This is a genomic window from Phyllobacterium sp. NPDC097923, assembly GCF_044760925.1.
In the GTDB taxonomy this organism is placed as follows: Bacteria; Pseudomonadota; Alphaproteobacteria; order Rhizobiales; family Rhizobiaceae; genus Phyllobacterium; species Phyllobacterium calauticae.
The window spans coordinates 82,068-104,364 of sequence record NZ_JBIWBL010000005.1 but is presented as its reverse complement, the minus strand read 5'-3'; the positions used below and the strand labels follow the sequence as shown (position 1 = coordinate 104,364).

Sequence of the window (22,297 nt, the reverse complement as noted above, 5' to 3'; positions counted from 1 at the left end):
TCTGACGGACAGTCGGGTGGTGCTGATTGCAGGACCGCGTCAGGCGGGAAAATCGACCTTGGCAAAGTCTGTGTCAGACTCGTCGAGGAGCTATTTTACGCTCGACGATGCAACGATATTGAATGCTGCCAAAGCTGATCCCAAAGGTTTCATAAGAGGCCTGGATCGCGTGACGATTGACGAGATTCAACGAGCGCCTGGTTTATTGCTCGCTATCAAGGAAAGTGTTGATGAAGATCCACGCCCGGGACGCTTCTTGCTGACCGGTTCGGCCAACATCATGACGCTGCCAACAGTCGCCGATTCCCTGGCGGGACGGATGGAAGTGATTACGTTGATGCCGTTGGCGCGGGGCGAAATAAGCGGGCAGAAGCCAACCTTCCTTGAACTGGCTTTTCAAGGCCAGGTGGCGCCGGTCAAGGGAATATCTGTTTCAGGCCCGGAATTAATCGAGATTGTCCTGGCGGGCGGTTATCCCGAAGCAATTGCACGCTCCACGCCAGAGCGACGCACCAAATGGTATCTCGATTATATAAACGCGATCATTCAGCGGGACGTGCGCGACATCGCTGATATCACCCGTATTGGTGACATGCCGCGGCTGATACGTCTCTTTGCAAACTATTCGGCAAAACTCATCAATTTCAGTGAAATCGGCGTCGCTCTGGCGATGGATCGCAAGACCGTCCAACGCTATCTCGATATTTTCACGGCCTTGTATATCACTCACTCAATGGAACCATGGCATAACAATCAGATATCGCGGCTGACCAAGTCACCAAAACTTCACTTTCTTGATAGCGGGCTCCTTGCTTCCGTACTCGGCGTTACAATGGATGGAATCAGGTCAGACCGGAATGTGTTTGGCCACTTGCTGGAAAGCTTTGTTTTTGGCGAGCTTCTTAAACAGGTCGGATGGATGCAGGCGCGAGGAATATCCATTCATCATTTCAGAACGACAACCAGGATCCAGGAAGAGGTTGATTTTGTTCTTGAAGGCAATCGGGGCGGGATAGTGGGTATTGAAGTCAAAGCATCGGCTACCGTGCTATCTGAGGATTTTCGTGGAATGCGTAAGCTTTCAGAGGTAACCAAGGGCCGGTTCATCGCGGGCATACTCATCTATGATGGCGATAAGATCGTTCCATTCGGTTCCGACATGTTTGCCGTGCCGGTCTCGCATCTCTGGAACTGATGGATATGGTTTGGAGAACTACAAAAACCGGTGCACGGCAGCAACATTTGTCACGCAATGTTTCGAGCTGTCATGATTTTGTTACAATTATATTGACATAGCAGAGCCGCTGAATGACACCATCATCAAGCAACGCAATTTCTCCATCAATGATGCAACGCCGGGGGCGTCAGTCAGGGGACACAGGATTTGGCGGCAAGCATCCATTCTCCAGGGAATCGAGCGCCGAAAACGCAGGCAGCGCCGGGCGGACAACCGCGGCTGTTTACAAAATTAGTTAACCTTTAACTGTCAGGATTAACTTATGGGTAAACCGACCCTCTACGCACTTCTCACCGGACTTTCATTGATGGCTGCGGCCTATCCCGCCAGCGCGCGGATCATCATCGACTGTGAGAAGCCGGCGGCAGCGAAGGTACCGGCCCCGGCGAACCCGGTTGATCCGCTTGCGGTTACCGGTAAAACTAGCACGGCCGCCTGCGGGCAGAAGCTGCAGGCCGTGGTGCCCGCGCCAGAGAAGGCGCAGCCCATCAATATCGTTGCAACAGGCGGTGCAGGCATGTTGAAAAAAGCAGTGAAGGGCGAGATTCTTCCACAGGGCGAGAGCGCGCTGCGGGACGACCTTGCGTTCAAATACCGGCTCTACCGGCCAGATGAGCCCAATGGCGATGCGATGGTTCTCCTGCACGGTTCGGGCCAGGACGAAACCAGCCTTGTTTCCCTCGCCACCAAGATCGCGCCGCATGCGCTTCTGCTCGCCGTTCGCGGCCGGATCATGCAGGATGGCACCAGCCGGTGGTACCGCCGTCTGACGGCGGTCAGCTTCGACCAGAAGGACATTCATGTCGAGGCCAAGGCCTTCGCCGGTTTCCTGAAACAGGCGACGGAGAAGTACAAGATCGATCTCAACCGCACGACGTTCCTCGGCTATTCGAACGGCGCCAACCTGGTTGGCGCGGTGATGATGCTCTATCCGGATATGGTCAAGCAGGCGGTGCTGCTGCGCTCCATGCCGGTGCTGACGGAAAATACCGATGCCAATCTCGCGGGTGCGCGGGTTCTGACGGTTTCCGGCGTTGCCGACCAGACCTATGCGCCGTTCGCACCGGCGCTTGCGACCCTGCTGCGCGCGCACGGGGCAACGGTCGAGGCGAAGTCGATCAAATCCGATCATGGCCTCGGCAATGACGACGTGCGGGTTGTCAGCGAGTGGCTTTCGGGAACGAGCGCCGAGTTGAAGAAGAACTGAGTTCCCTGCGAACACCTCTTGCATCCGGCCGGACAGTCGTTTAATTGTCTGGCCCATGGAAACGCGCCAGACACATTTGTCGTCTTTTGCCAAATCCGCTTTTGCGGGTTTGACCAGCCGCGCCTATCTCCTTCCGCTTCTTCTCGACCTTATCGGCGATCGCCGGGCTCGTTGAGAGGAGCGTCCGGCGGTCGAAAGTGCCGCCAGGCTTTTTGCTCCTTACCCCTTTACAAGACCATTCCAACGCTTGAAAAAGTGCCGCACGAGCGCCAGAGATGCGCAGACGGCCGGAAACGAGAAGCAAATGACCGATATGACCGCTCCCCGCACCATGGGCATGCCCGATGCCCGCAAGAAATATGAACCGTATCCGCTGGTTGATCTGAAGGACCGGCAATGGCCGTCCAGGCGCATCGAAAAGGCACCGATCTGGTGTTCCGTCGATTTGCGCGATGGCAACCAGGCATTGATCGACCCGATGGGCCACGACCGCAAGGTGCGGATGTTCGCCCTGTTGCTCGATATGGGTTTCAAGGAAATCGAGATCGGCTTTCCATCGGCGTCGCAGACGGATTTCGACTTTGCCCGCTGGTGCGTCGAGGAAGGCAATATTTCCGACGATGTCTCCCTGCAGGTCCTGGTGCAGTGCCGTCCCGAATTGATCACCCGTACCTTTGAATCCCTGCAGGGCGCAACCAAGCCGATCATCCATTTCTACAACTCGACCAGCGAATTGCAGCGCCGGGTTGTTTTCAACAAGGATGTCGGCGGCATCAAAACCATTGCCACCGATGCGGCCAAGATGATCACCGACATGGCGGCAAAGGCCGGCGGCGGTTTCCGCTTCGAATATTCGCCGGAAAGCTTTACCGGAACGGAACTCGACGTGGCGCTGGAGATCTGCAATGCGGTCACCGAAATCGTCAAGCCGACCCCTGACAACAAGCTGATCATCAATCTGCCGTCGACAGTCGAGATGTCGACGCCGAATGTCTATGCGGACCGCATCGAGTGGATGTGCCGCCAGCTCGACAACCGTGAAAACCTGATCATTTCGTTGCATCCGCACAATGATCGCGGAACGGGTATCGCCACGACGGAACTCGGTCTGATGGCCGGTGCCGACCGTGTTGAAGGCACCCTGTTCGGCAATGGCGAACGGACGGGCAATGTCGACATCGTGACTTTGGCGCTCAACATGTTCACGCAGGGCGTCGATCCGGAAATCGACTGCTCCGATATCAACCGGATGAAGGAAGTCTACGAATATTCCAATCAGCTGGTGATTCCGGAACGTCATCCCTATGTGGGCGAGCTGGTCTATACGGCCTTCTCCGGTTCGCATCAGGACGCGATCAACAAGGGCATGAAGGCGATCAAGCAGGCCAACAAGACCCTGTGGGAGGTGCCTTATCTGCCCATCGATCCGCAGGACGTCGGCCGCAGCTACGAGGCGATCATCCGCATCAACTCCCAGTCTGGCAAGGGCGGACTCGCCTATATCCTGCAGGCTGACTATGGCATCAATTTGCCACGCGGCATGCAGGTGGAGTTCCGCGATGACATCCAGCAGATCACCGACGAGGAAGGCAAAGAGATGCCATCCAAGCAGATTTATCAGCGGTTCCTCGAGCTTTATGTCGATCAGCCGGATGCCCGGTTGAAATTCGTCGATCACCACACCTATCCCGATACGGAGCACAAGGGCATGCGCATCCTCTCGGCCGAGATTACCGACCGCGGCGAAACAAAGCGGATCGAGGGCAGGGGAACAGGTCCGGTCGACGGCTTCATCGATGCCCTGTCGCACTATCTCGGTTTCAGGCTCTCGGTCGTCAACTATTCGGAGCACTCGCTCCAGCATGGTTCCGATGCTGCGGCTATCAGCTACATGGAAATCGAGCATCCGAACGGCAAGATTTTCGGTGCAGGCATCAACAAGAGCATTGTTGCCGCCTCGCTTGAGGGCATTGTCTCGGCGGCCAACCGCATTATCGGCAAATAAGCCGGACATCTGCAAAAGGCCGCTGCGAAGCGGCCTTTTTCTATTGGGAGCGTTTCATGCATCAGTTGCACGCAATCGAGATGGGTGAGGGGAATGGAACACCCGTCGTCTTCCTGCATGGGTTTGGCGGAACCGCCGCCGGGTGGCATGTCGTGCAAACGGCGATTTCCGCTGATCATCCGACCCTTGCATTCGATCTGCCCGGCCATGGTGCATCGCTGGATTACCCCGATGCGGTGACCGCCCGCCATTTTGCGCAGGCGGTTGTTGAGGACATCAACAGGCGCGATATTCCAAGGGTTCATCTGGTCGGCCACTCCATGGGCGGCGCAACCGTGGCGCTGGTTGCCGCCTTTGCCGCTGAAAAAGTGGCCTCGCTGACTTTGCTGGCTCCGGGCGGCTTCGGTCCCGATATCAATGGCCGCTTGCTTCGGCATTATGCGGCGGCCCGAACATATGACGCGCTTCAGGCGGCGTTGGAGGGCATGTTCGGCTGGCGCAATCCTGTTCCTGAAGAGATGATCCGGCGCGACGTGGACCTGCGCCGCAAGCCGGGACAGATCGAACGGCTCGATGCCATTCTCGCGCGAATGATGAAAGACGGTTTGCAGGGGACTATTCCCAGAGATTTCCTGCAGGCTTTCACCATGCCGGTCACCGTTGCATGGGGGCGGCTGGACAATGTCTTGCCGGTGTATCAATCGGAAGGGCTGCCGCCGCGTTTTTCGATACATCGTTTTGACGGGGCCGGACATATGCTGATCGAGGAGATTCCGGGCGAGGTCATCCGTATCATTTCGACAACTGTGCGCACAGGCTGAATTCGGACAAGTTTGTGATGCAACGACGGACGCATATTGTTAATGATGCCTTAACCCCACTTGCCGGAAACGCCTATGAGTGAGATGCACGACAAGATCAGCCCGATGGATGCCAGGCGCAGGCTCGGCGATGCCATTCGCGGTGCACAGGTCGCAGCGGCGGACCGCGGCGATGTCGTCATCGACATGAAGGAAGCGGATCTCGCCCGGATCGAAATCCTGGCGCAGGATCTGCAGCCGGTTTTCGATGAAGTTCCTGCCGATGACGAGCAGTGGGATTTTGCCATTTCCACCGGCTTGCAGCCGCGCCTGTGGATCGATGCCACCGCGCATGTGATGATGGGCCGGGACAGGCGCACCTATCGCTTTGTCAGGGATACAAGGCTTGGGCGGAGCGTTCTGGCGGAGTCGCCCGAAGTGAAGCCGATCTCCGACGCGGTCACCACCTACATTGCCGAGCGGATCGTCGAACGGCAGCGCATGATGGAGGGCGAACGGGTCAGCCTGCGCTCCACGGCTGTTGCTGCGCCATCCGGTCCGGCCGAGCCCGCCCCGCAATCGGCGGCTGCACCGACGGTCCAGCTTCGGCAGCACCGCTCGATGGCGAATGATTTCGTCAATGCGGTCATCTGGCTGCTGATCGGTGCTTTCGCGGGTGCTGGCGCACTGCTCGCCTTTTTCTGGGACCGGCTTTCACCCTATTTCTAACGCTCAGGCGGGCGCGGAAACAGCGCCGACATGAAGTTCGTGCTCGGCTATCGTCTCGATGGTCATGGCGGCATCCACGATGCCGCGCTCCGTCATGCGGCATGACCAGCCGGAAGCGGTCTTCGCGATGGCAAAGATATTGAAGCGCGCCGCCGGCTTGTGGCCGCCGAAGCTTTGGCTGGCGGAAGGCACGCAAACAACGGGTATCTTCCAGCCGGGGCCGTCGATTGCGTAGCGTGTCGCCAGATGCGTATGGCCATGCAGGACAAGTTCCGCCCCGTGCCGCCGCACGGTCCGCTGGAACAGGCCGATGCCGAGCAGCCGCTTGTGCGACGGCGCTGCACCGCGCACCGGCGGGTGATGGATCATGATCACCCGGAACAGGCAGCGCTTGGCGGTTTCATCGAGAATTTCGCCGAGGCGGCGTGCCTGCCGGTCGCGCAGATCGCCGGTTGCCATGAACGGTGCGGTGGCGCGGGCCGATGACACCCCGATCAGGGCGACATCGCCGCGAACCCGCAGGTAAGGGAACTCAACCGGACGCTGTTCGGCTGCCTCGCGGTCGCCCAGCATCCATGGAGCCCAGTAGCGCCGGGTTTTTTTCAAAGCGCCGGGCACATAGGCGTCGTGATTGCCGGGGACAACGGACACGTCATGCGGATTGCCCAGGGTTTTGAGCCAGCGTTCGGCGGTCTCCAGTTCCTCATCCAGCGCCAGGTTGACGAGATCACCCGTCACTGCCAGATGGTCCGGCGCCTGCGCCTTCAGATCGGCAACCAGGGTATCGAGCGTGCCTTCCGTCATCGAGCCCTTGCGGTTGGACCGCCAGTTGATATAGCCGGTGATGCGTTTCGACACGAGCTCACGCAGGCTCAGCGCGGGCAGGGGCGACAGGTGAATGTCGGAGATATGTGCAAGACGGAACATTGTTTCAGCTTTAAGAGAGTGTAGCGTAGGAATCCAGTGTTAGAACCTTTGTATCGTTACTGGGTTCCCATTTAGGACCGGTGAAATGGCTGACAAAAGCGTGAAATGGCGGCATCGCCTGTTTCACACCTATTTTCTCCTGCGGCGCCCGATGACGTTGGGCGCGCGTGGCGTGATCCTCGACGAAGCGGCGCGGTCGGTCTTTCTCATCAGGCATACCTATGTGCCCGGCTGGCAGTTTCCCGGCGGCGGCGTGGAAACCGGCCATACGATCGAGCACACGCTGGCGAAAGAGTTGATGGAAGAAGGCAATATCGAACTGACGGCCAGGCCGCAGCTTTTTGCCATCTATCACAATGCGCATGCCTCAAAGCGCGACCACGTCGCGCTCTATGTCTGCCGTTCGTTCCGGCAGACCGCACCGCGCCTGCCGGACCGCGAAATCGCCGAGACCGGATTTTTCCGGCTCGATGCTCTGCCGGAAGGCACCACCGCCGCAACGCGGCGGCGGCTTGCCGAAATTCTCGACGGCGCCGAGATATCGCTCACCTGGTGAGTTCAGAACCGGTCGCGGTCGTGGGGGGCGGCAAAATCCAGCTGCGGCCCCTTGGGGACGATGCCCGTCGGGTTGATGGTTTTGTGGCTGCCGTAATAATGCGCCTTGATGTGCAGCATGTTCACGGTCCCGGCCACATCAGGCACCTGATAGAGATCGCGGGTATAGTTGGACAGGTTCGGATAGTCGGCAATGCGCTGCCGGTTGCATTTGAAATGCCCGACATAAACCGGATCGAAGCGCAGCAGGGTGGTGAACAGCCGCCAGTCCGCCTCGGTAACCCGATTGCCCGCGAGATAGCGCTGCCTGCCGAGACGCTCTTCCAGTTGGTCGAGCGTGGCAAACAGCTGGTCGAACGCTTCTCCGTAGGCTTCCTGCGTGGTGGCAAAGCCTGCGCGGTACACGCCATTGTTGATATTGGGATAGACCAGCGCATTGACGGCGTCGATCTCGCCACGCAGGGCTTCGGGGTAGAAATCCCGCGATGCATCGCCAAAGGCATCGAACGCCGTGTTGAGCATGCGGATGATTTCGGAGGACTCGTTCGAAACAATGGTGTTCTGCTGCTTGTCCCACAGAACAGGTACGGTCACGCGGCCGGAATAGGAAGGGTCCGCGCGCGTGTAGATTTCGTGAAGCCGTTTCGAACCGAACAGATGATCCGGTGTGGCTCCATCCACGGCATGGAAGGTCCAGCCTTCGGCGCCCATGAAGTGATCGACGACCGAAACGGAAATGACATCCTCGAGCTTCTTCAACGCGCGAAAGATCAGCGTGCGGTGAGCCCAGGGGCAGGCATAGGAAACATAGAGGTGATAGCGCCCGGCCTCGGCCTTGAAACCGCCCTTGCCGGAAGGGCCGGCAGAGCCATCCGCCGTCACCCAGTTGCGGAACTGCGACTCCGAACGGATGAAGCGCCCGCCGCTGTCCTTGGTGTCATACCACTGGTCGTGCCACTTGCCGTCAATCAGAAGACCCATTTCATACTCCTTGGCGCGTAAACCTGCGTGCAACGGTAACTGCGTTTATTGCCGATTGCCTATACCTAGACACAAATGCCGTCCAAACCACCCCGGTCCAGGTGAACAGAGTGTCACTTTTTGCCATGGACGCGCGAAAATCGGTTTACGGCGGGCGGCTGAGATGCTACGCGGAAAAAAAGGAGACATTTTGTGACAGGATTCCTCTTCATCCGACGATGAAACCCGAACCGGCGCTTGAACAGCGCGGCGGACTTTCCTGTGTTGGCCAAAGGCCATTGTCTACTCCTTTATGAAGATACCCAGCATGCTGACCCATGTCGTGACCTACGCACCGGAAGAACCGGTGCATGACGCTGCCATCGAAGACATCAACAAGGAAGCATTCGGCCCTGGCCGTTTCACCCGTGCCGCCTATCGCATCCGCGAAGGCGGTCCGCATGACAGCACCCTGTCCTTTGTCGCACTGAACGGCGAACATGTCGTGGGGTCGGTGCGGTTGACGCCCATCCTGATCGGCAAGACACCGGCGATGCTGCTCGGTCCGCTGGCGGTCCGGCCGGCCTGGAAGAAGCAGGGCATCGGCGCGGCGCTCATGCGCATGTCCATGGAAGCCGCCCGGCTTGCCGGACACAAGCTTGTCATTCTGGTGGGCGACGAGCCCTATTATGCGCCGTTCGGATTCCGCCCCATTGTCGGGCATCAGATCGAAATGCCCGCGCCTGTCGAGCCATCGCGGTTCCTTGCCTGCGAACTCACGCCGCGCGCCCTGAAAGACGTGCAGGGCCGGGTGCGGCATGCGGGGATTGACGGTCAGTAGGCCGGTCTTCACCGGCCTTCGCGGTACCACATGCTGCCAAGGACAAGGATCATTGCGGCAAGGCCGAGGAAGCCGGAGAACAGCGGCAGGCGGTTGACGCTTTTCAGCACCGTTTCACTGGTTGGCCGCAAGCCGATCCAGTTGTCGCCACTGGCACTGGCAAAGCTGCGCGAGGCGACGATGCTGGGCACTTCAATCGATGTCTGGTCTGCGGTTGCCCGCAGGCGGCGGGCACCGCCGCCGGTTTCGCGGGCGAAGCCGTCGAGCTTGGCTGTCGTCGATATGTAATCGGCAAACTCCGGCGCATCGACCGGCCCGACATGGGCCAGCGTCGTCAGATCGCCATTGGCAACCTGGAACAAGCCGATTTCCGTTGTCGGTACCGAGGCGGTGAACACGCCGGGTTCGGTCTCGGTGAGCGGGATGTCCTGTTTCTTGCCGGATGGCGTGATGATGCTGGCCTGCTGGGCGGTCTTCTTCATCGTCTGACGGCGGATTTCGAGATTGCGGCCGCTGCCCGTTGCGGTCAGGGCTTCCTCTTCCAGTTCAGGTTCCTTCATCAGCCAATGGGCAATCCGGCGGTAGAGCGCGGCATGCGGGCCGCCGCCTTCAAAGCCGCGCGCCCACAGCCAGCCCTGATCGGACAGGAACATGCCGACCCGGCCTTCGCCGATACGGTTGAGCACGAGCAACGGCTTGTCGCCGGCATTCATCACCACCGTGCCATCCGGCTTGTTGACGTCGATCACGCGGAACCAGCGGCTCCACTGCGGCGGTTCCTGTGTGCTGCCTTCAAGCCCGCGCGTCACGGGATGGCGTTTGCCGTCGTCGCTGAGGCGCGGATAGAAGGCTTTTTCGGTAACGTCGCCCGTCGGCGTAGCCGGCAGGATGGTCAGGAGCGGTGTGTTGGCGATGGAGACGTTGCCCGCATATTCGGGACCGGCGGCAATCAACAATGCGCCGCCCTTCTGCACATAGTCGTTGATGTAGTCGTAATAGAGCAGCGGCAGCACGTCGCGATGCTGATAGCGATCGAAGATGATGAGATCGAACTGGTCGATCTTCTCGACAAACAATTCCCGCGTCGGGAAAGCGATCAGCGACAGTTCATTGATCGGCGTGCTGTCCTGTTTTTCCGGCGGACGCAGAATGGTGAAGTGGACGAGATCCACAGAAGCATCGGATTTCAGCAGGTTGCGCCATGTGCGCTCGCCATTGTGCGGCTCGCCGGAAACCAGCAGTACTTTCAGGTTTTCGCGGATGCCATCGACCATGGCGACGGCTCGGTTGTTGATTTCGGTCAGCTCATTGGGAACGGCATCGACTGCCAGCTCGACAATATTGACGCCGGCGCGCGGCAGCGTCACCTCAAGCGGCATTTCCTTGCCGATGACGGCATCCTGCGACAACACCTCGTTGCCGTTCACCCGCACGGTGACGCGCGCCCGGCCGCCCTGGGGTTCACCGGCGGCCGTGACCTTGTAAGTCATCTGCTGCGGTTTGCCGGTGATGCCGAAGCGCGGCGCCCGGACAAACTGGATGCGCCGGTCGATCTCGCCCGGCCTGCCGGTGATCAGGCCATGGATCGGTGCGTTGAAACCCAGCGCGGCAACATTGTTCGGGATATCGTGGATCTGCCCGTCGGTGATCATGATGGCGCCGCCGATGCGCGAGGGCGGAACATCGCGGAATGCGCCGTTCATGGCCTGGAACAGCCGCGTGGCCGTGGCATCGTCGGTTTCGCTGGCGCGGTTGGTCTCGACGGTCCGCACCTCGAACTGCGGCAGGCGCGCCAGCGCGGCCTGGACCTGCTTGAGCGCCTCGGTCGTATCGGCGGTGCGGTCGCCGATATCCTGGCTCTGGCTGCGGTCGGCGATCACGGCGACGACGCTTTTGAGCGGCTCGCGTTCCTCGTTGATAACGACGGGATTGAACAGGGCCATGGCGAGCGCGGCCACGGCGAGAAGACGGATCACGCTGCCGCGCTGGCGCAGGTACAGGCCTGCCAGTGCGAGCGCCAGCAGAGGCAGGAGCAGCAAGGCCAGAAGTGGGGTCGAGAGCAGGGGCTGGAAGTCGAGGGAGAGATACATGTCAGTTCGCCAGCCGCTTCAGGAGATCGGGCACGTGCACCTGATCGGATTTGTAGTTGCCGGTCAGCATGTACATGACGATGTTGATGCCTGCGCGATAGGCGAGAACCCGCTGATCCGGGTCATTGGGGATCGTCGGGAGCAGGGGTGCACCGCTGGCGTTGACGGCCCAGGCGCCTGCGAGATCATTGCCGGTTATCATGATGGGCGAAACGCCGTCGCCGACCCGCACCGGACGGTCCTTGTTGGCTTCGGGTGCCTGCGAGGCCTGCACCCAGAGCTGGCTGCCGCGGAACCGGCCGGGAAAATCCTGCAGGATATAGAAGGCCTTGGTCAGCACATGGTCATTGGGCACCGGTTCCAGCGCCGGTATGTTCATGCCGGAAAGAATGTCGCGCAGGCGCGCATTGGCCGGTGTCGAGCTGTTGTCGAAGCTGATGGCGGCAGCATCCTGATCGCGCGTGTCGAACAGAACGGTTCCGCCCTGCTGCATATAGGCGTCGATCTTGGCAATCGCGGCCTGCGACGGCATTTTGGCTGCGGGGTCGACGGGCCAGTAGATCAGCGGAAAGAAGGCGAGCTCATCGGTTTCCGGGTTGACGCCTATGGGCTCGCCGGGCTCCAGCGCCGTGCTGTCGGCAAGTGCCCTGGAAAGCCCGAAAAGGCCCGCTTTGCTGATGTCGTCAACGGCACGATCCCCGGTGATGATATAGGCGAGGTGCGTGGCATTGACCGCGTCCAGGATCGTCTGGTCGCCCGGTTTGCTGTCGTTCTGCTGGGCATGCGCCGGAGAGGGACCGAATGCCAGGATGGCGGGAATGAGCAGGATCACCAAGGAGGCGGCGGTAACCGTCTTGAAGCGGCGGCGCAAATGCCCGCCAAGCCAGAGAATGGCAAGCGCATCGAGCGCCAGCAGCAGGGCGGCGAGCCCGAAGAGCGGGCCGCGCAGCGGCATCGATTCATCGACGGCATAGCGTGCCGTGGTCACGGGAATGGCAAGCTCGGGACGGACCAGAGGCTTGATACCGCTGTCCGGCTTGAAAAGGTTGAGGGCAGTCATGGAATCCTCAACGCCGTAAAAGCCGGGCGGATTGTCAAAGCTCACCATGCCGGTTTCGCCCGGCTTGAGGATAAGCGGTTTGGCATCCGCGCCCGGAGGGGTCAAAGCCCCCTCGGCGTTCAATGTCAGATAGGGCGGAAATGCGCGGGAAGCCCCGGCGCCATTGTCCTGCGGCGACGGTCCGGTGTTGCGCGACAGGGTGACGATGCGGTGCAGCATGTCGACAAAACTGCCGCTGATCGGCAGGTTAGACCATGTGGCTTCCGGCGTGACGTGGAAGAGGACGAGCTGGCCGCGCCCGCGGGTCTCGCCCGTCACCAGCGGCGTGCCGTCGGCAAGATTGGCCCAGCTCTTCTCGAAGAGGTCGATGGCGGGCTCTGCCAGAACCTGGCGGTTGACGGTGACATCCTGCGGCGTCGGCAGCCCGGCAAACGGACCCGTATCCGGGAATGCGGCAACCGGCTGGGATTCCTTCCACGACAGGGCGCCGCCCAGGGAACGTTCGCCCTTGCGCAGGTTGACCGGCAGAAGCGGGTCATGCTCGCTGTTGCCCGCAAGGCGCGGTCCGGCAAAGCGGATCAGTGTCCCGCCCTTGGCAACCCAGTCCACCATGGCCTGTTCGGTCTCGCCGGGCAGTTTGCCGATATCGGCCATGATGATGACGGACGGCTTCTGTTCCAGGAGTTCCGGAATGGCCTTGATCAGCTCCGCATTGCGTGGCCGCAGGAGATCGGCGAAGGGCTCAAGCGCGCGCGAAATGTAGTAGAGCGGCGACAGCAGCGGCTGCGACTGATCCGCTTCGGAACCGGACAACAGGGCGACGCGGCGGCGCTTGTTGTTGTCGTCGACAAGGAACGTGGCGCCCGCATGCGGGGCATTGTCGATGCGCAGGCTGTGAAAGTCGTTGCGCAGTTCGTAGGGCGCCGCGATGACGGCTTCGCCGGTCGCTTCATTGGCCCGGAAAACCAGTCCGGTTTCGGCGATGCGGCGGCCTTTTTCATCATAGGCGCCGATGGTGATGCCGCCCGAGGCGCGGCTGTCATCGGAACGCACGGCGTGGACGGTGAGCCCGTTCGCATTGTTCTCCACCTGCCGGATGGCAGAAAGGGCCGCGATCGACGGCTGATACCAGATCACCGAGGCGATCCCGCTCCCTTCCATGGATTTGATGGCCGTCGCCGCCTGCGGGGTGTCGACACCATCGTTGAGATAGGCGACGCGCACGCCTTTGACATTGGTAAGGACGGCCTTCAGCCGGTCGAAGGCAGCGCTGCGGTTGACGGGAATCGGCCGGACATTCAGCGCACGCAGCCGCTCGAGCGCGGTTGCAGCATCGAACGGGCCGACATCGGCATTCAGTTTCTCGGCCGTACCCAGGATGTAGATCAGCGCGCCGGAGGCATTGGCATCGGCGATGAGCCGTTCTGCCGTTTCCTTGCGGGCGGTCCATTCCTCATTGGAGGACCAGCCATTGTCGAGCACGATGGCGACCGGCTCCTTGCCGCTCAAGGTCTCGGCGCGCGGATTCCAGACGGGTTCGGCGAGCGCCAGAATGACGAGCGCAGCCAGCACGAGCCGCAGCAGCGTCAGCCACCACGGGCTGCGGTCCGGCGTTTCCTCCTTCTTGAGGATCTGGGCCAGAATTTTCAGCGGCGGGAAGGATTCGCGGACCGGCCGCGGCGGCGTCGCCCGCAGCAGCCACCAGATAACGGGCAGGGCCAGAAGACCCAGAAGAATGGCCGGTGCGCCGAGGGCAAGGGGAAACGCACCCATCATAGGCCCGTCCTCTGATACCCGGCATCGGCGGTCATGTTCAGATGCACCGAAACCAGCGCTTCGGAGGCAAGGCGGTCAGTGCGGTTGGCGGTGTAGCTCCAGCCGATCCGGCGGCAATAGGCGCTGAGTGTTTCACGCCGTGCAAGGAACAGGCGCTTGTATTCCTCGGCATAGTCCTGCGCCCGGCCGACGGTCAGCATCGCGCCGGATTCCGGATCGACGAATTCCGTGCGCCGCTTGTAGGGGAAATCCGCTTCGGCCGGATCGTAGATTTCGACCAGATGCGCGCGGGCGCCGCGCTGGGCGATCTGCTCGAGCAGGGCAAGCGTCTCGCTGACCGGCTCGAGAAAATCGCTGACCAGCACGACATCGGAAAAGCGCCGGACCTTGCTGAAATCCGGCTGCTTCGGCAGGTCGATGACATGCGAGAGCGCAACCGCCAACCGCTCCGCGCCATTGGCGGCGGAGGTCGGATCGGTCACGTCGGGGAAGGCGATGCGCTCGCCGCTGCGCGACAAAAGTTCGGCCAATGCCAGGGTAAGCACAAGCGCGCGCGATTCCTTCGACACCTGCGCCATATCCGATTTGTAGAGCATGGAGGCCGAGGAATCGGCCCACAGCCAGACCGTATGGGCGGCTTCCCATTCCTGATCCCTGACATAGGTGCGGTCATCGCGCGCCGAACGGCGCCAGTCGATGCGCGCGATGGCTTCGCCGTCGGTGTAGGGCCGGAACTGCCAGAACGTCTCGCCGACGCCGCTCTTGCGGCGGCCATGCCAGCCGGTATTCGTGGTGTTGGCAATGCGGCGGGCTTCGACCAGAAGATCGGGCAACAACGCAGCGCGCTGGCGTGCACGCGCCAGCGCCTCGCGTGTCGCGGTCTTCTGGACCTGCGCGCCGATGGCTGCCATCAGAGTGCGGCCTTGGTCAGATTGGCGATGACCTCGCGCACATTCATGCCGTCGGCACGGGCGGCGAAGGTCAGTGCCATGCGGTGCTGCAGAACCGGCTCGGCCAGCGCCCTGACATCGTCAATCGACGGCGCGAGACGCCCGTCATAGAGCGCGCGGGCGCGGGCGCACAGCATCAGCGCCTGGCTCGCACGGGGGCCGGGGCCCCAGGCGATGAATTTTTGCGCGATATCGTTGTCCGCACCGGGGCGGGCCGAACGCACGAGCTTGAGGATGGCTTCGACAACGCCTTCCGCCACGGGAATCCGGCGGATCAGCTGCTGCATTTCGCGCAGGCGCTCGGCAGTGATGGTCTTGGCCGCCCGGGCTTCCGAGGTGCCGGTGGTTTCGAGAAGGACGCGGCGCTCCGCCTCCAGCTCCGGATAAAGGATATCGATCTGCATGAGAAAGCGGTCAAGCTGCGCCTCGGGCAGAGGATAGGTGCCTTCCTGCTCCAGCGGATTTTGCGTCGCCAGTACATGGAACGGCGCGGGCAGGTCGTGCCGTTCACCGGCAACGGTCACATGGTATTCCTGCATGGACTGGAGCAGGGCCGACTGGGTGCGCGGCGAGGCGCGGTTGATTTCGTCGGCCATCAGCAGCTGCGCGAAGATCGGGCCTTTGACATAGCGGAACGAGCGTTTGCCGTGATCGTCCTGTTCCATGACTTCCGAGCCGATAATGTCCGACGGCATCAGGTCGGGCGTGAACTGCACGCGGCGCTCGTCGAGGCCAAGCACCGTGCCGAGGGTTTCGACCAGCTTGGTCTTGGCAAGGCCGGGAACGCCGACGAGCAGGGCATGGCCGCCGGCAAGCAGCGCGACGAGCGTGCGCTCGATCACGCTTTCCTGGCCGAAGATGACAGTGCCGACCGCAGCGCGTACCCTGGAGATATCGGCAAGAGCCTTTTCGGCCTCTGCGATCATGGCCTTCGGATCGGACGGTTCCCCGGTTTTGATGATTGTCATGGTTTACCTCGTCTCTGGCCTGCGGAGCTGGTTTATGGTCAGCTTCACACTTAAATGAGTCTAGATCACTATGACATGCAGACAAGCGGTTTAACGGTGACTATTTCGTGACGAATGAACAAAAAGGTCTTGGTATGGCACAGTCAGAGGGCACGTTGCGCGATGCGGCAGGGCTTGAAGCGCTGATTTCGCGCGCCGCGGCGCAAGGCAAGGGCCTGCCGCCGGTGGAAAAGTGGAACCCCGACTTCTGCGGCGATCTCGATATGGAGATCAAGGCTGATGGCACCTGGTTCTACATGGGAACACCCATCGGCCGCGCACCGCTGGTCCGGCTGTTCTCCACGGTGCTGCGCCGGGATGCCGATGGCAAGACCTATCTGGTCACGCCCGTCGAGAAAGTCGGTATCCGCGTCGAGGATGCGCCCTTCCTTGGTGTCGAGCTTAATGTATCGGGCGAGGGCGCCGATCAGGTCATGACCTTCCGCACCAATGTCGGCGATATCGTCGAGGCTAATGCCGCCAATCCCCTGCGCTTTGTCATCGATCCGGCCAATGGCGGGCTTAAGCCCTATGTGCTGGTGCGCGGACGGCTGGAAGCGCTCCTGGCCCGCCCGGTCATGTACGAACTGGTCAGCCATGGCGAAGATATCGTCGTCGGCGGCAAATCCATGTTTGCCGTGCGTTCCGGTGGTACGGTCTTTCCGATCATGCCGTCGGGCGAACTGGAAGAGCAAAGCCTATGAACCAGACAGTATTGAGGGATGACGGCTTTTCCGCCCGGGCCTTTGCGCAGCGCGTCGCGGCGAAGGGCCATGAGACGCTGAGCGTCGATCATGGCGACCACCTGCTCAATCCCGACCTCGATGCCCTGATCGCGGCGACCAAACTGCGCGAGGCGGCGGTGCTGATCCCCATCGTCGATCACGGGGATGAAGCGGGGGTCATTCTCACCCTGCGCAATGCCAACATGCGCAAGCATTCGGGCCAGGTGGCGTTTCCCGGCGGAGCCATCGATCCGGAAGACGATTTCCAGCCGGAAAAGGCGGCGCTGCGGGAAGCGCATGAGGAGATCGGCCTGGAAGGGCGGCATGTCGAGCTTCTCGGCCGCCTGCCGCGCTATCTCACCACGACGGGCTATTCCATCACCCCGGTGCTCGGGCTCGTTCATCCGCCCTTCGACCTGACGCCCAATCCGGACGAGGTGGCCGATGTGTTCGAAGTGCCATTGTCCTTTCTGATGAATCCTGCCAACCACCGCAGGGAAAGCCGGATATGGCAGGACAAGGAACGTTTCTATTATACGATGCCGTTCGGCGACCGCTTCATCTGGGGCGTTACGGCGGGCATCATCCGCACACTTTATGAAAGGCTCTATTCTTGAGCATGACAGTATCGATTGCCGGCAAGGCCCCATGGCTGAAGAACGAGGCTTTGCAAAGGCTGCTCGCCGCCCTTTCCGCCGATGGCGAGGGCGCACGCATCGTCGGCGGCGCGGTGCGCAATGCGCTCCTCGGGCAGGAGGTGTCCGATCTCGATATCGCAACCACCTGTGTGCCGGATGAAACGATTCACCGGGCGCAGGCGGCGGGGTTCAAGACCGTGCCGACCGGTATCAGCCATGGCACGGTGACCGTTGTCGCCGACAAGCGGCCGTTCGAGGTGACCACGCTGCGCGCCGATGTCGAGACTGACGGGCGCCATGCAGCCGTTGCCTTCGGCCGCGACTGGCAGGTGGATGCGGACCGGCGCGATTTCACCATCAATGCGCTCTACGTCGAAGCGGATGGCACGATCGTCGATCTGGTCGGCGGTCTTGCCGATATTGAAAGCCGGACCCTGCGCTTCATCGGCGATGCGGAACAGCGCATCCGCGAGGATTACCTGCGCATCCTGCGCTTCTTCCGGTTTTTTGCCTGGTATGGCCATGGCCGTCCAGAGAGCGAAGGCCTGAAGGCCTGTGCCCGCCTGAAGGACGGGCTGGCACAGCTGTCGGCGGAGCGCATCTGGTCGGAGCTGAAGAAGATGCTGGCGGCGCCGGATCCTTCGCGCGCCCTGCTGTGGATGCGTCAGGCGGGCGTGCTGACCGCGGTTCTGCCGGAGAGCGAGAAATGGGGCATCGATGCGATCCATGGTCTCGTCAAAACGGAAAAGGAACTTGGCTGGCCGGCTGATCCGCTGCTGCGCCTTGCCAGCATGATCCCGCCTGATGCGGAGCGCATCCATGCCATGGCGGTGCGCCTCAAGCTTTCCAATCAGGAGCGCGAGCGGCTGGAAGCCTGGGCTGGCGCCGTCCTGCCCAGTGCCGAAATCTCGGAGGCGGGTTTTGCCAAGCGGCTTTATCGCAGCGACCGGCAAGGCATGATGGACCGCCTGCGCCTTGCGCTGGTTTCAGCGCGCATGGAAGCGCTCAACGACAATGCCGCCATGATGCGTGCCGGTCATCTGTCAAAACTGCTGGAATTTGCCGGGCAGTACGAGAAGCCCAAATTCCCCGTTTCCGGCGGCGATCTCATCGCTGCCGGTCTGGAAAAGGGCCCCGACGTGGGCAAGCTGCACCGCGCGCTCGAGGATGCCTGGATTGACTCGGGCTTTACGCTGGACCGTGATGCACTGCTTGCCAGAATTCCCGACCTGACAGGAAAGCCTGTCTAAGCAGCCTTGCCCTTTTCAGGCTGGATATTGGCCTTGATCGTTTCGAGCATGGCTTCGCGGATGGCCGTTTCGCCGTGGGTTTCGCGAAGGTGCTCGGTGGCGCGGCGGATGATCTCGGCTTCGGTGTCGTGACGGGTATGCCACTGGCAACCGGGAACGATGCAATGAAGTTCTTTCATGGCCTTTTCTCCCTGTTGTGGGCCCGGTGCGACGCGAGCCCTCTCCATCGAGATACGGCTTCAGATACCGTACCGGCAGCACCATAACGCATGAAAGCCGGGATTGATCCCTGAAAAAATCACATCACGGCCATTTGACCGTTGGCGGCATGGACGAAAGGATCGAATCCACGTTGCCGCCGGTCTTCAGGCCGAAGATCGTGCCGCGGTCGTAGAGCAGGTTGAATTCAACGTAGCGTCCGCGCCGGACCAGCTGTTCCTGCCGGTCTTCGGAACTCCAGTCCCGGTTGAAATTCTGCCGGACGAGATAGGGGTAGACCACCGAAAAGGCCCGGCCGACGTCGCGGGTGAAGGCAAAGTCGGCATCCCAGCCGCCATTTTCGTCGGAAGAATGCAGCCAGTCATAGAAAATGCCGCCCGTGCCGCGCGGCTCCTTGCGGTGCGGCAGATAAAAATACTCGTCGCACCAGTCCTTGAATTTCTCGTGGTTGGCGACCGCCGCATGCTTGTCGCAGACGAATTTCATCGCCTTGTGGAAGGCGGCGGTATCCGGGTCTTCCTGTGTCCGTTTGCGGTCGAGAACCGGCGTCAGGTCAGCGCCGCCGCCGAACCACTGGCGGGTGGTGACAACCATGCGCGTGTTCATGTGCACTGCCGGGACGAACGGGTTCTGCGGATGGGCAATCAGCGAGATGCCCGAGGCCCAGAAGCGCGGATCTTCATCCGCACCGGGTATCTGCTTACGGAATTCCTGGGAAAATTCGCCATGGACGGTGGAGGTGTGAACCCCGACCTTCTCGAAGACCCGGCCATGCATGATGGACATGATCCCGCCGCCGCCATTGCCTTCGTCGCGCTGCCATGGCGTCTGTATGAAACGGCCCGCCGGCCGGTCGGAGAGAGGGCCTTCCAGATCGTCCTCGAGTTGCTCGAAACTGGCGCAAATCTTGTCGCGCAATTCGGCAAACCACGCGGTGGCGGCTGTCTTCTTGTCTTCAAGTGCTTCGGGCAGGATGGCGGGAATATCCGGGCGGTCCATATTAGCGAATCCTTCTTGCTGTATACTTTATCACATCCGGGGCGCGGCAAAGGAAGGTGGTGTTTGGGCTATCCCAAAAAAATGACTCGTTTTCGGGGCGGGGTTTGATCTACTCTCTGCCGTACAGGGTTCAGGAAGGGATGCAAAATGGTCTCCAAAGTACCCAGGACACACTTTCCCAAGCCGCCGCTCGACGGCTTGCGCAAGCAGCTGAAGGAAAGCCGGGGCGAAGCCCCCCGGCAGCGTGGCGCATTCATCCGCGAGAGCTTCCGCCTGCCGCGTCTTGCCGCCCGGGAGAAGGCGAAGGAGTGGTTCGACCAATACCCGAAAGCAGCCTACTGGACGGAAATCGAAAGCTGGTACGAACGGCCTGGCGACATCATCGAATTCACCATGCGCCGTTTGCCCAATGCCGACTAAAATCGGCTGAAAAGACCGCTGCGCGTGCGGAAATCTCGAATTTCCAGGAAAAACCGGCGTGAATTGTCAACAACCGAACACTTTTCTTCATAAATGGCATCAAATTATTTCAATGATGGATTCAGGATTGTCATGAATCGTGGCTGACAGCCTGCCATAAAGACAGTAGAACTTTTTGCAGCGCCGGAGAATCTTCCGGCCGCGCAATCCGCGCAATAAAAAATTCAAGGAGGACACTATGCGCTTATCGTTGATCTCTGGCGTGGCGTTGACGGCTGTCATGGCGATGACTTCATTCGCCCGTGCTGACATCGTCATCGGCAACATCGCGCCTGTAACCGGCCCTGTGGCTGCCTATGGCATGCAGGTGAAGAACGGTGTTGCTGCGGCTGCGGAAGCCATCAATGCCGAAGGCGGCATCAAGGGCGAGAAGATCGTCATCAAGCTTTTCGATGATGCCGGTGAGCCGAAGCAGGGTGTGTCGGTTGCCAACCAGGTGGTCGGCGAAGGCATCAAGTTCGTGGTCGGCCCGGTCACATCAGGTGTTTCGATGCCGGTTTCCGATGTACTGGCTGAAAACGGCATCCTGATGATCACCCCGACCTCCACCACGCCGGATCTGACGACGCGTGGCCTGGACACCGTGTTCCGCACCTGCGGCCGCGATGACCAGCAGGCTGAAGTTGCTGCCCAGTACATTCTCAAGCACTACAAGGATAAGCGCGTCGCGGTTGTCTATGACAAGAACACCTATGGCACGGGTCTGGCCAACAATCTGAAGGCAACGCTCAACAAGGGCGGCGTCAAGGAAGTTGTCGATCAGGGCATCAATGCCGGTGAAAAGGACTACAGCGCGCTCATTACCCGCCTGAAGTCGGAAAAAGCCGACGTGATCTATTTCGGCGGTTACCATCCGGAAGGCGGCCTGATTGCCCGCCAGCTTGCGGATCAGGGCATCAAGGCCCAGATCATCGGTGCCGAAGGCCTGTCGAACACGGAATATTGGGCCATTGGCGGCGCTGCCGCTGCCGGTACGCTGTTCACCAACAGTGCCGATCCGACAAAGAACCCATCCGCTGCGAAGATCATGGAAGCTTTGAAGGCCAAGAACATTCCGGCTGAAGCCTTCACGCTCAATGCCTATGCGGCGCTGCAGGTCATCAAGGCCGGCATTGAAAAGGCCGGCTCCGCCGATCCGGCAGCGGTTGCTGCGGCACTGCATTCCGGCGCACCGGTTTCGACCGTCGTCGGCGACCTGACCTATGCAAAGACCGGCGATCTGACGACGCCGACCTTCGTTCTCTACAAGTGGGAAGACGGCAAGGCAGCCGAAGTCAAGTAAGCTTCCTGTCAGGTGAATGAGGACGCCGGTCAGAAATGGCCGGCGTTTTTCATGCGGGCAGCGAGAACTGCCGCAAGGCTTCACCGGTGGCGATGGCCGCGGACAGTGCCAGGTTGAGCGACCGCGCCCCCGGCACCATCGGGATGATCAATCTGGCATCGGCCGACTGGTGCACCTCATCCGGCACGCCGGCCGATTCGCGTCCAAGCAGCAGGATGTCGCCCTGTCGAAAGGTGAATTGCGTGTAGGGCACAGCCGCCTTGGTGGAAAACAGCAGCAGGCGGCGCTGTTCGCCCTGGCGCCAGTTCTGGAAGTGCTGCCAGTCGGCATGGCGGGTGAGCGCGGCCTGTTCGAGGTAATCCATCCCGGCGCGTTTGAGCGACCGGTCGGACACGTCGAAGCCCGCGGGCTCGATGAGATCGACCCCGATCCCGAAACAGGCGGCCATGCGCAGGATCGTGCCGGTATTGCCCGGAATATCCGGCTGGTAGAGCGCAATGCGCAGGTCGGGTTTGTTTTCAATCACAACCGGTGGGCTCCGTTGGCAATATTTTGCTCAG

21 protein-coding genes are annotated in these 22,297 nt (G+C 60.9%); 12 read left to right on the top strand and 9 right to left on the bottom strand.

Translation table 11 applies throughout. The features are described from left to right. The first annotated feature begins 16 nt into the window (after positions 1-16). The 5 genes from ACIQWS_RS20865 to ACIQWS_RS20845 all read left to right on the top strand — a co-directional run bounded on the left by ACIQWS_RS20865 (position 17) and on the right by ACIQWS_RS20845 (position 5,978). Positions 17-1,195, top strand: a complete 1,179-nt coding sequence (locus ACIQWS_RS20865; RefSeq protein WP_403183928.1) for an ATP-binding protein — start codon at positions 17-19, stop codon at positions 1,193-1,195. Between the two features lie 304 nt (positions 1,196-1,499). After that, complete coding sequence (locus tag ACIQWS_RS20860; RefSeq protein ID WP_346307471.1) at positions 1,500-2,444, top strand: alpha/beta hydrolase; 945 nt, start codon at positions 1,500-1,502, stop codon at positions 2,442-2,444. Positions 2,445-2,748: 304 nt separating this feature from the next. Further along, positions 2,749-4,449, top strand: a complete 1,701-nt coding sequence (gene leuA / locus ACIQWS_RS20855; protein ID WP_403183925.1) for a 2-isopropylmalate synthase — start codon at positions 2,749-2,751, stop codon at positions 4,447-4,449. A gap of 56 nt (positions 4,450-4,505) precedes the next feature. Further along, on the top strand, positions 4,506-5,270 hold the full coding sequence (locus tag ACIQWS_RS20850; protein WP_403183923.1) for an alpha/beta fold hydrolase: 765 nt from the start codon (positions 4,506-4,508) through the stop codon (positions 5,268-5,270). A 75-nt stretch (positions 5,271-5,345) separates the two neighbouring features. Further along, the gene (locus ACIQWS_RS20845; RefSeq protein WP_403183921.1) at positions 5,346-5,978 is read left to right on the top strand and encodes a hypothetical protein; all 633 of its coding nucleotides are present in this window, start codon (positions 5,346-5,348) and stop codon (positions 5,976-5,978) included. A 3-nt stretch (positions 5,979-5,981) separates the two neighbouring features. Here the strand turns inward: ACIQWS_RS20845 and ACIQWS_RS20840 are convergent, their stop codons facing one another. Then, positions 5,982-6,905, bottom strand: coding sequence for a metallophosphoesterase family protein (locus tag ACIQWS_RS20840; protein WP_403183919.1), 924 nt, complete (start codon positions 6,903-6,905; stop codon positions 5,982-5,984). Positions 6,906-6,990: 85 nt separating this feature from the next. On the opposite strand from ACIQWS_RS20840, the gene ACIQWS_RS20835 reads away from it, so the two are divergent. Then, positions 6,991-7,461 carry an NUDIX domain-containing protein gene (locus tag ACIQWS_RS20835; protein WP_403183917.1) on the top strand — a complete coding sequence of 157 codons (471 nt, stop codon included), beginning with the start codon at positions 6,991-6,993 and terminating at the stop codon, positions 7,459-7,461. A gap of 2 nt (positions 7,462-7,463) precedes the next feature. On the opposite strand, the gene ACIQWS_RS20830 is transcribed toward ACIQWS_RS20835, so the two are convergent. Then, positions 7,464-8,441, bottom strand: coding sequence for a glutathione S-transferase family protein (locus ACIQWS_RS20830; protein WP_346307466.1), 978 nt, complete (start codon positions 8,439-8,441; stop codon positions 7,464-7,466). A 307-nt stretch (positions 8,442-8,748) separates the two neighbouring features. Here ACIQWS_RS20830 and ACIQWS_RS20825 point away from each other — a divergent pair, with 307 nt between their 5' ends. Beyond that, positions 8,749-9,261: an N-acetyltransferase gene (locus ACIQWS_RS20825; RefSeq protein WP_346307465.1), complete on the top strand. Its 513-nt coding sequence runs from the start codon at positions 8,749-8,751 to the stop codon at positions 9,259-9,261. Positions 9,262-9,269: 8 nt separating this feature from the next. Here the strand turns inward: ACIQWS_RS20825 and ACIQWS_RS20820 are convergent, their stop codons facing one another. Genes ACIQWS_RS20820 through ACIQWS_RS20805 form a run of 4 tightly spaced genes read right to left on the bottom strand, consistent with a single transcriptional unit; the run spans position 9,270 to position 16,105 of the window. Further along, on the bottom strand, positions 9,270-11,351 hold the full coding sequence (locus ACIQWS_RS20820) for a hypothetical protein (RefSeq protein ID WP_403183915.1): 2,082 nt from the start codon (positions 11,349-11,351) through the stop codon (positions 9,270-9,272). 1 nt (position 11,352) lies between these two features. After that, entirely contained in the window at positions 11,353-14,184 is a 2,832-nt protein-coding gene (locus ACIQWS_RS20815; RefSeq protein ID WP_403183913.1) for a DUF4159 domain-containing protein, read from the bottom strand. Continuing rightward, positions 14,184-15,098 carry a DUF58 domain-containing protein gene (locus ACIQWS_RS20810; protein WP_403183911.1) on the bottom strand — a complete coding sequence of 305 codons (915 nt, stop codon included), beginning with the start codon at positions 15,096-15,098 and terminating at the stop codon, positions 14,184-14,186. Before ACIQWS_RS20810 ends, ACIQWS_RS20815 begins: the two co-directional genes overlap by 1 nt. After that, complete coding sequence (locus ACIQWS_RS20805; RefSeq protein WP_403183908.1) at positions 15,098-16,105, bottom strand: AAA family ATPase; 1,008 nt, start codon at positions 16,103-16,105, stop codon at positions 15,098-15,100. Before ACIQWS_RS20805 ends, ACIQWS_RS20810 begins: the two co-directional genes overlap by 1 nt. A 134-nt stretch (positions 16,106-16,239) precedes the next feature. Between ACIQWS_RS20805 and ACIQWS_RS20800 the strand changes: the two genes are divergently transcribed. Genes ACIQWS_RS20800 through ACIQWS_RS20790 form a run of 3 tightly spaced genes read left to right on the top strand, consistent with a single transcriptional unit; the run spans position 16,240 to position 18,757 of the window. After that, entirely contained in the window at positions 16,240-16,848 is a 609-nt protein-coding gene (locus ACIQWS_RS20800; protein WP_403183906.1) for a DUF1285 domain-containing protein, read from the top strand. Continuing rightward, positions 16,845-17,486 carry a CoA pyrophosphatase gene (locus ACIQWS_RS20795; protein ID WP_403183904.1) on the top strand — a complete coding sequence of 214 codons (642 nt, stop codon included), beginning with the start codon at positions 16,845-16,847 and terminating at the stop codon, positions 17,484-17,486. Before ACIQWS_RS20800 ends, ACIQWS_RS20795 begins: the two co-directional genes overlap by 4 nt. 2 nt (positions 17,487-17,488) lie before the next feature. Continuing rightward, a complete protein-coding gene (locus tag ACIQWS_RS20790) occupies positions 17,489-18,757 on the top strand; it encodes a CCA tRNA nucleotidyltransferase (protein ID WP_403184214.1) in 1,269 nt (422 codons plus the stop codon). Here ACIQWS_RS20790 and ACIQWS_RS20785 read toward each other — a convergent pair. Further along, positions 18,754-18,936 (bottom strand): DUF1059 domain-containing protein, encoded by a 183-nt coding sequence (locus tag ACIQWS_RS20785; RefSeq protein ID WP_105732019.1) that lies wholly within the window; start codon positions 18,934-18,936, stop codon positions 18,754-18,756. The genes ACIQWS_RS20790 and ACIQWS_RS20785 overlap by 4 nt on opposite strands. A 124-nt stretch (positions 18,937-19,060) precedes the next feature. Continuing rightward, positions 19,061-19,975, bottom strand: a complete 915-nt coding sequence (hemF, locus tag ACIQWS_RS20780) for an oxygen-dependent coproporphyrinogen oxidase (protein ID WP_346306279.1) — start codon at positions 19,973-19,975, stop codon at positions 19,061-19,063. 147 nt (positions 19,976-20,122) lie between these two features. On the opposite strand from hemF, the gene ACIQWS_RS20775 reads away from it, so the two are divergent. Together ACIQWS_RS20775 and ACIQWS_RS20770 are read left to right on the top strand one after the other, a co-directional pair. Continuing rightward, positions 20,123-20,395: a hypothetical protein gene (locus ACIQWS_RS20775; protein WP_223612567.1), complete on the top strand. Its 273-nt coding sequence runs from the start codon at positions 20,123-20,125 to the stop codon at positions 20,393-20,395. Positions 20,396-20,633: 238 nt separating this feature from the next. Continuing rightward, a complete protein-coding gene (locus ACIQWS_RS20770) occupies positions 20,634-21,737 on the top strand; it encodes an ABC transporter substrate-binding protein (protein ID WP_288192683.1) in 1,104 nt (367 codons plus the stop codon). Between the two features lie 49 nt (positions 21,738-21,786). Here the strand turns inward: ACIQWS_RS20770 and ACIQWS_RS20765 are convergent, their stop codons facing one another. Continuing rightward, a complete protein-coding gene (locus ACIQWS_RS20765) occupies positions 21,787-22,260 on the bottom strand; it encodes a tRNA (cytidine(34)-2'-O)-methyltransferase (RefSeq protein WP_346306284.1) in 474 nt (157 codons plus the stop codon). Between the last annotated feature and the right edge of the window lie 37 nt (positions 22,261-22,297).

Bases quoted from the DNA above. Each gene is read 5' to 3' on its own strand.
- ACIQWS_RS20810 (WP_403183911.1), bottom strand. From the start codon at position 15,098: ATGGCAGCCATCGGCGCGCAGGTCCAGAAGACCGCGACACGCGAGGCG.
- ACIQWS_RS20785 (WP_105732019.1), bottom strand. From the start codon at position 18,936: ATGAAAGAACTTCATTGCATCGTTCCCGGTTGCCAGTGGCATACCCGT.
- ACIQWS_RS20815 (WP_403183913.1), bottom strand. From the start codon at position 14,184: ATGGGTGCGTTTCCCCTTGCCCTCGGCGCACCGGCCATTCTTCTGGGT.
- ACIQWS_RS20850 (WP_403183923.1), top strand. From the start codon at position 4,506: ATGCATCAGTTGCACGCAATCGAGATGGGTGAGGGGAATGGAACACCC.
- ACIQWS_RS20840 (WP_403183919.1), bottom strand. From the start codon at position 6,905: ATGTTCCGTCTTGCACATATCTCCGACATTCACCTGTCGCCCCTGCCC.
- hemF (WP_346306279.1), bottom strand. From the start codon at position 19,975: ATGGACCGCCCGGATATTCCCGCCATCCTGCCCGAAGCACTTGAAGAC.
- ACIQWS_RS20795 (WP_403183904.1), top strand. From the start codon at position 16,845: ATGAACCAGACAGTATTGAGGGATGACGGCTTTTCCGCCCGGGCCTTT.
- ACIQWS_RS20830 (WP_346307466.1), bottom strand. From the start codon at position 8,441: ATGGGTCTTCTGATTGACGGCAAGTGGCACGACCAGTGGTATGACACC.
- ACIQWS_RS20845 (WP_403183921.1), top strand. From the start codon at position 5,346: ATGAGTGAGATGCACGACAAGATCAGCCCGATGGATGCCAGGCGCAGG.
- ACIQWS_RS20800 (WP_403183906.1), top strand. From the start codon at position 16,240: ATGGCACAGTCAGAGGGCACGTTGCGCGATGCGGCAGGGCTTGAAGCG.
- ACIQWS_RS20825 (WP_346307465.1), top strand. From the start codon at position 8,749: ATGCTGACCCATGTCGTGACCTACGCACCGGAAGAACCGGTGCATGAC.
- ACIQWS_RS20790 (WP_403184214.1), top strand. From the start codon at position 17,489: ATGACAGTATCGATTGCCGGCAAGGCCCCATGGCTGAAGAACGAGGCT.
- ACIQWS_RS20860 (WP_346307471.1), top strand. From the start codon at position 1,500: ATGGGTAAACCGACCCTCTACGCACTTCTCACCGGACTTTCATTGATG.
- ACIQWS_RS20775 (WP_223612567.1), top strand. From the start codon at position 20,123: ATGGTCTCCAAAGTACCCAGGACACACTTTCCCAAGCCGCCGCTCGAC.
- ACIQWS_RS20770 (WP_288192683.1), top strand. From the start codon at position 20,634: ATGCGCTTATCGTTGATCTCTGGCGTGGCGTTGACGGCTGTCATGGCG.
- ACIQWS_RS20820 (WP_403183915.1), bottom strand. From the start codon at position 11,351: ATGTATCTCTCCCTCGACTTCCAGCCCCTGCTCTCGACCCCACTTCTG.
- ACIQWS_RS20805 (WP_403183908.1), bottom strand. From the start codon at position 16,105: ATGACAATCATCAAAACCGGGGAACCGTCCGATCCGAAGGCCATGATC.
- ACIQWS_RS20835 (WP_403183917.1), top strand. From the start codon at position 6,991: ATGGCTGACAAAAGCGTGAAATGGCGGCATCGCCTGTTTCACACCTAT.
- leuA (WP_403183925.1), top strand. From the start codon at position 2,749: ATGACCGATATGACCGCTCCCCGCACCATGGGCATGCCCGATGCCCGC.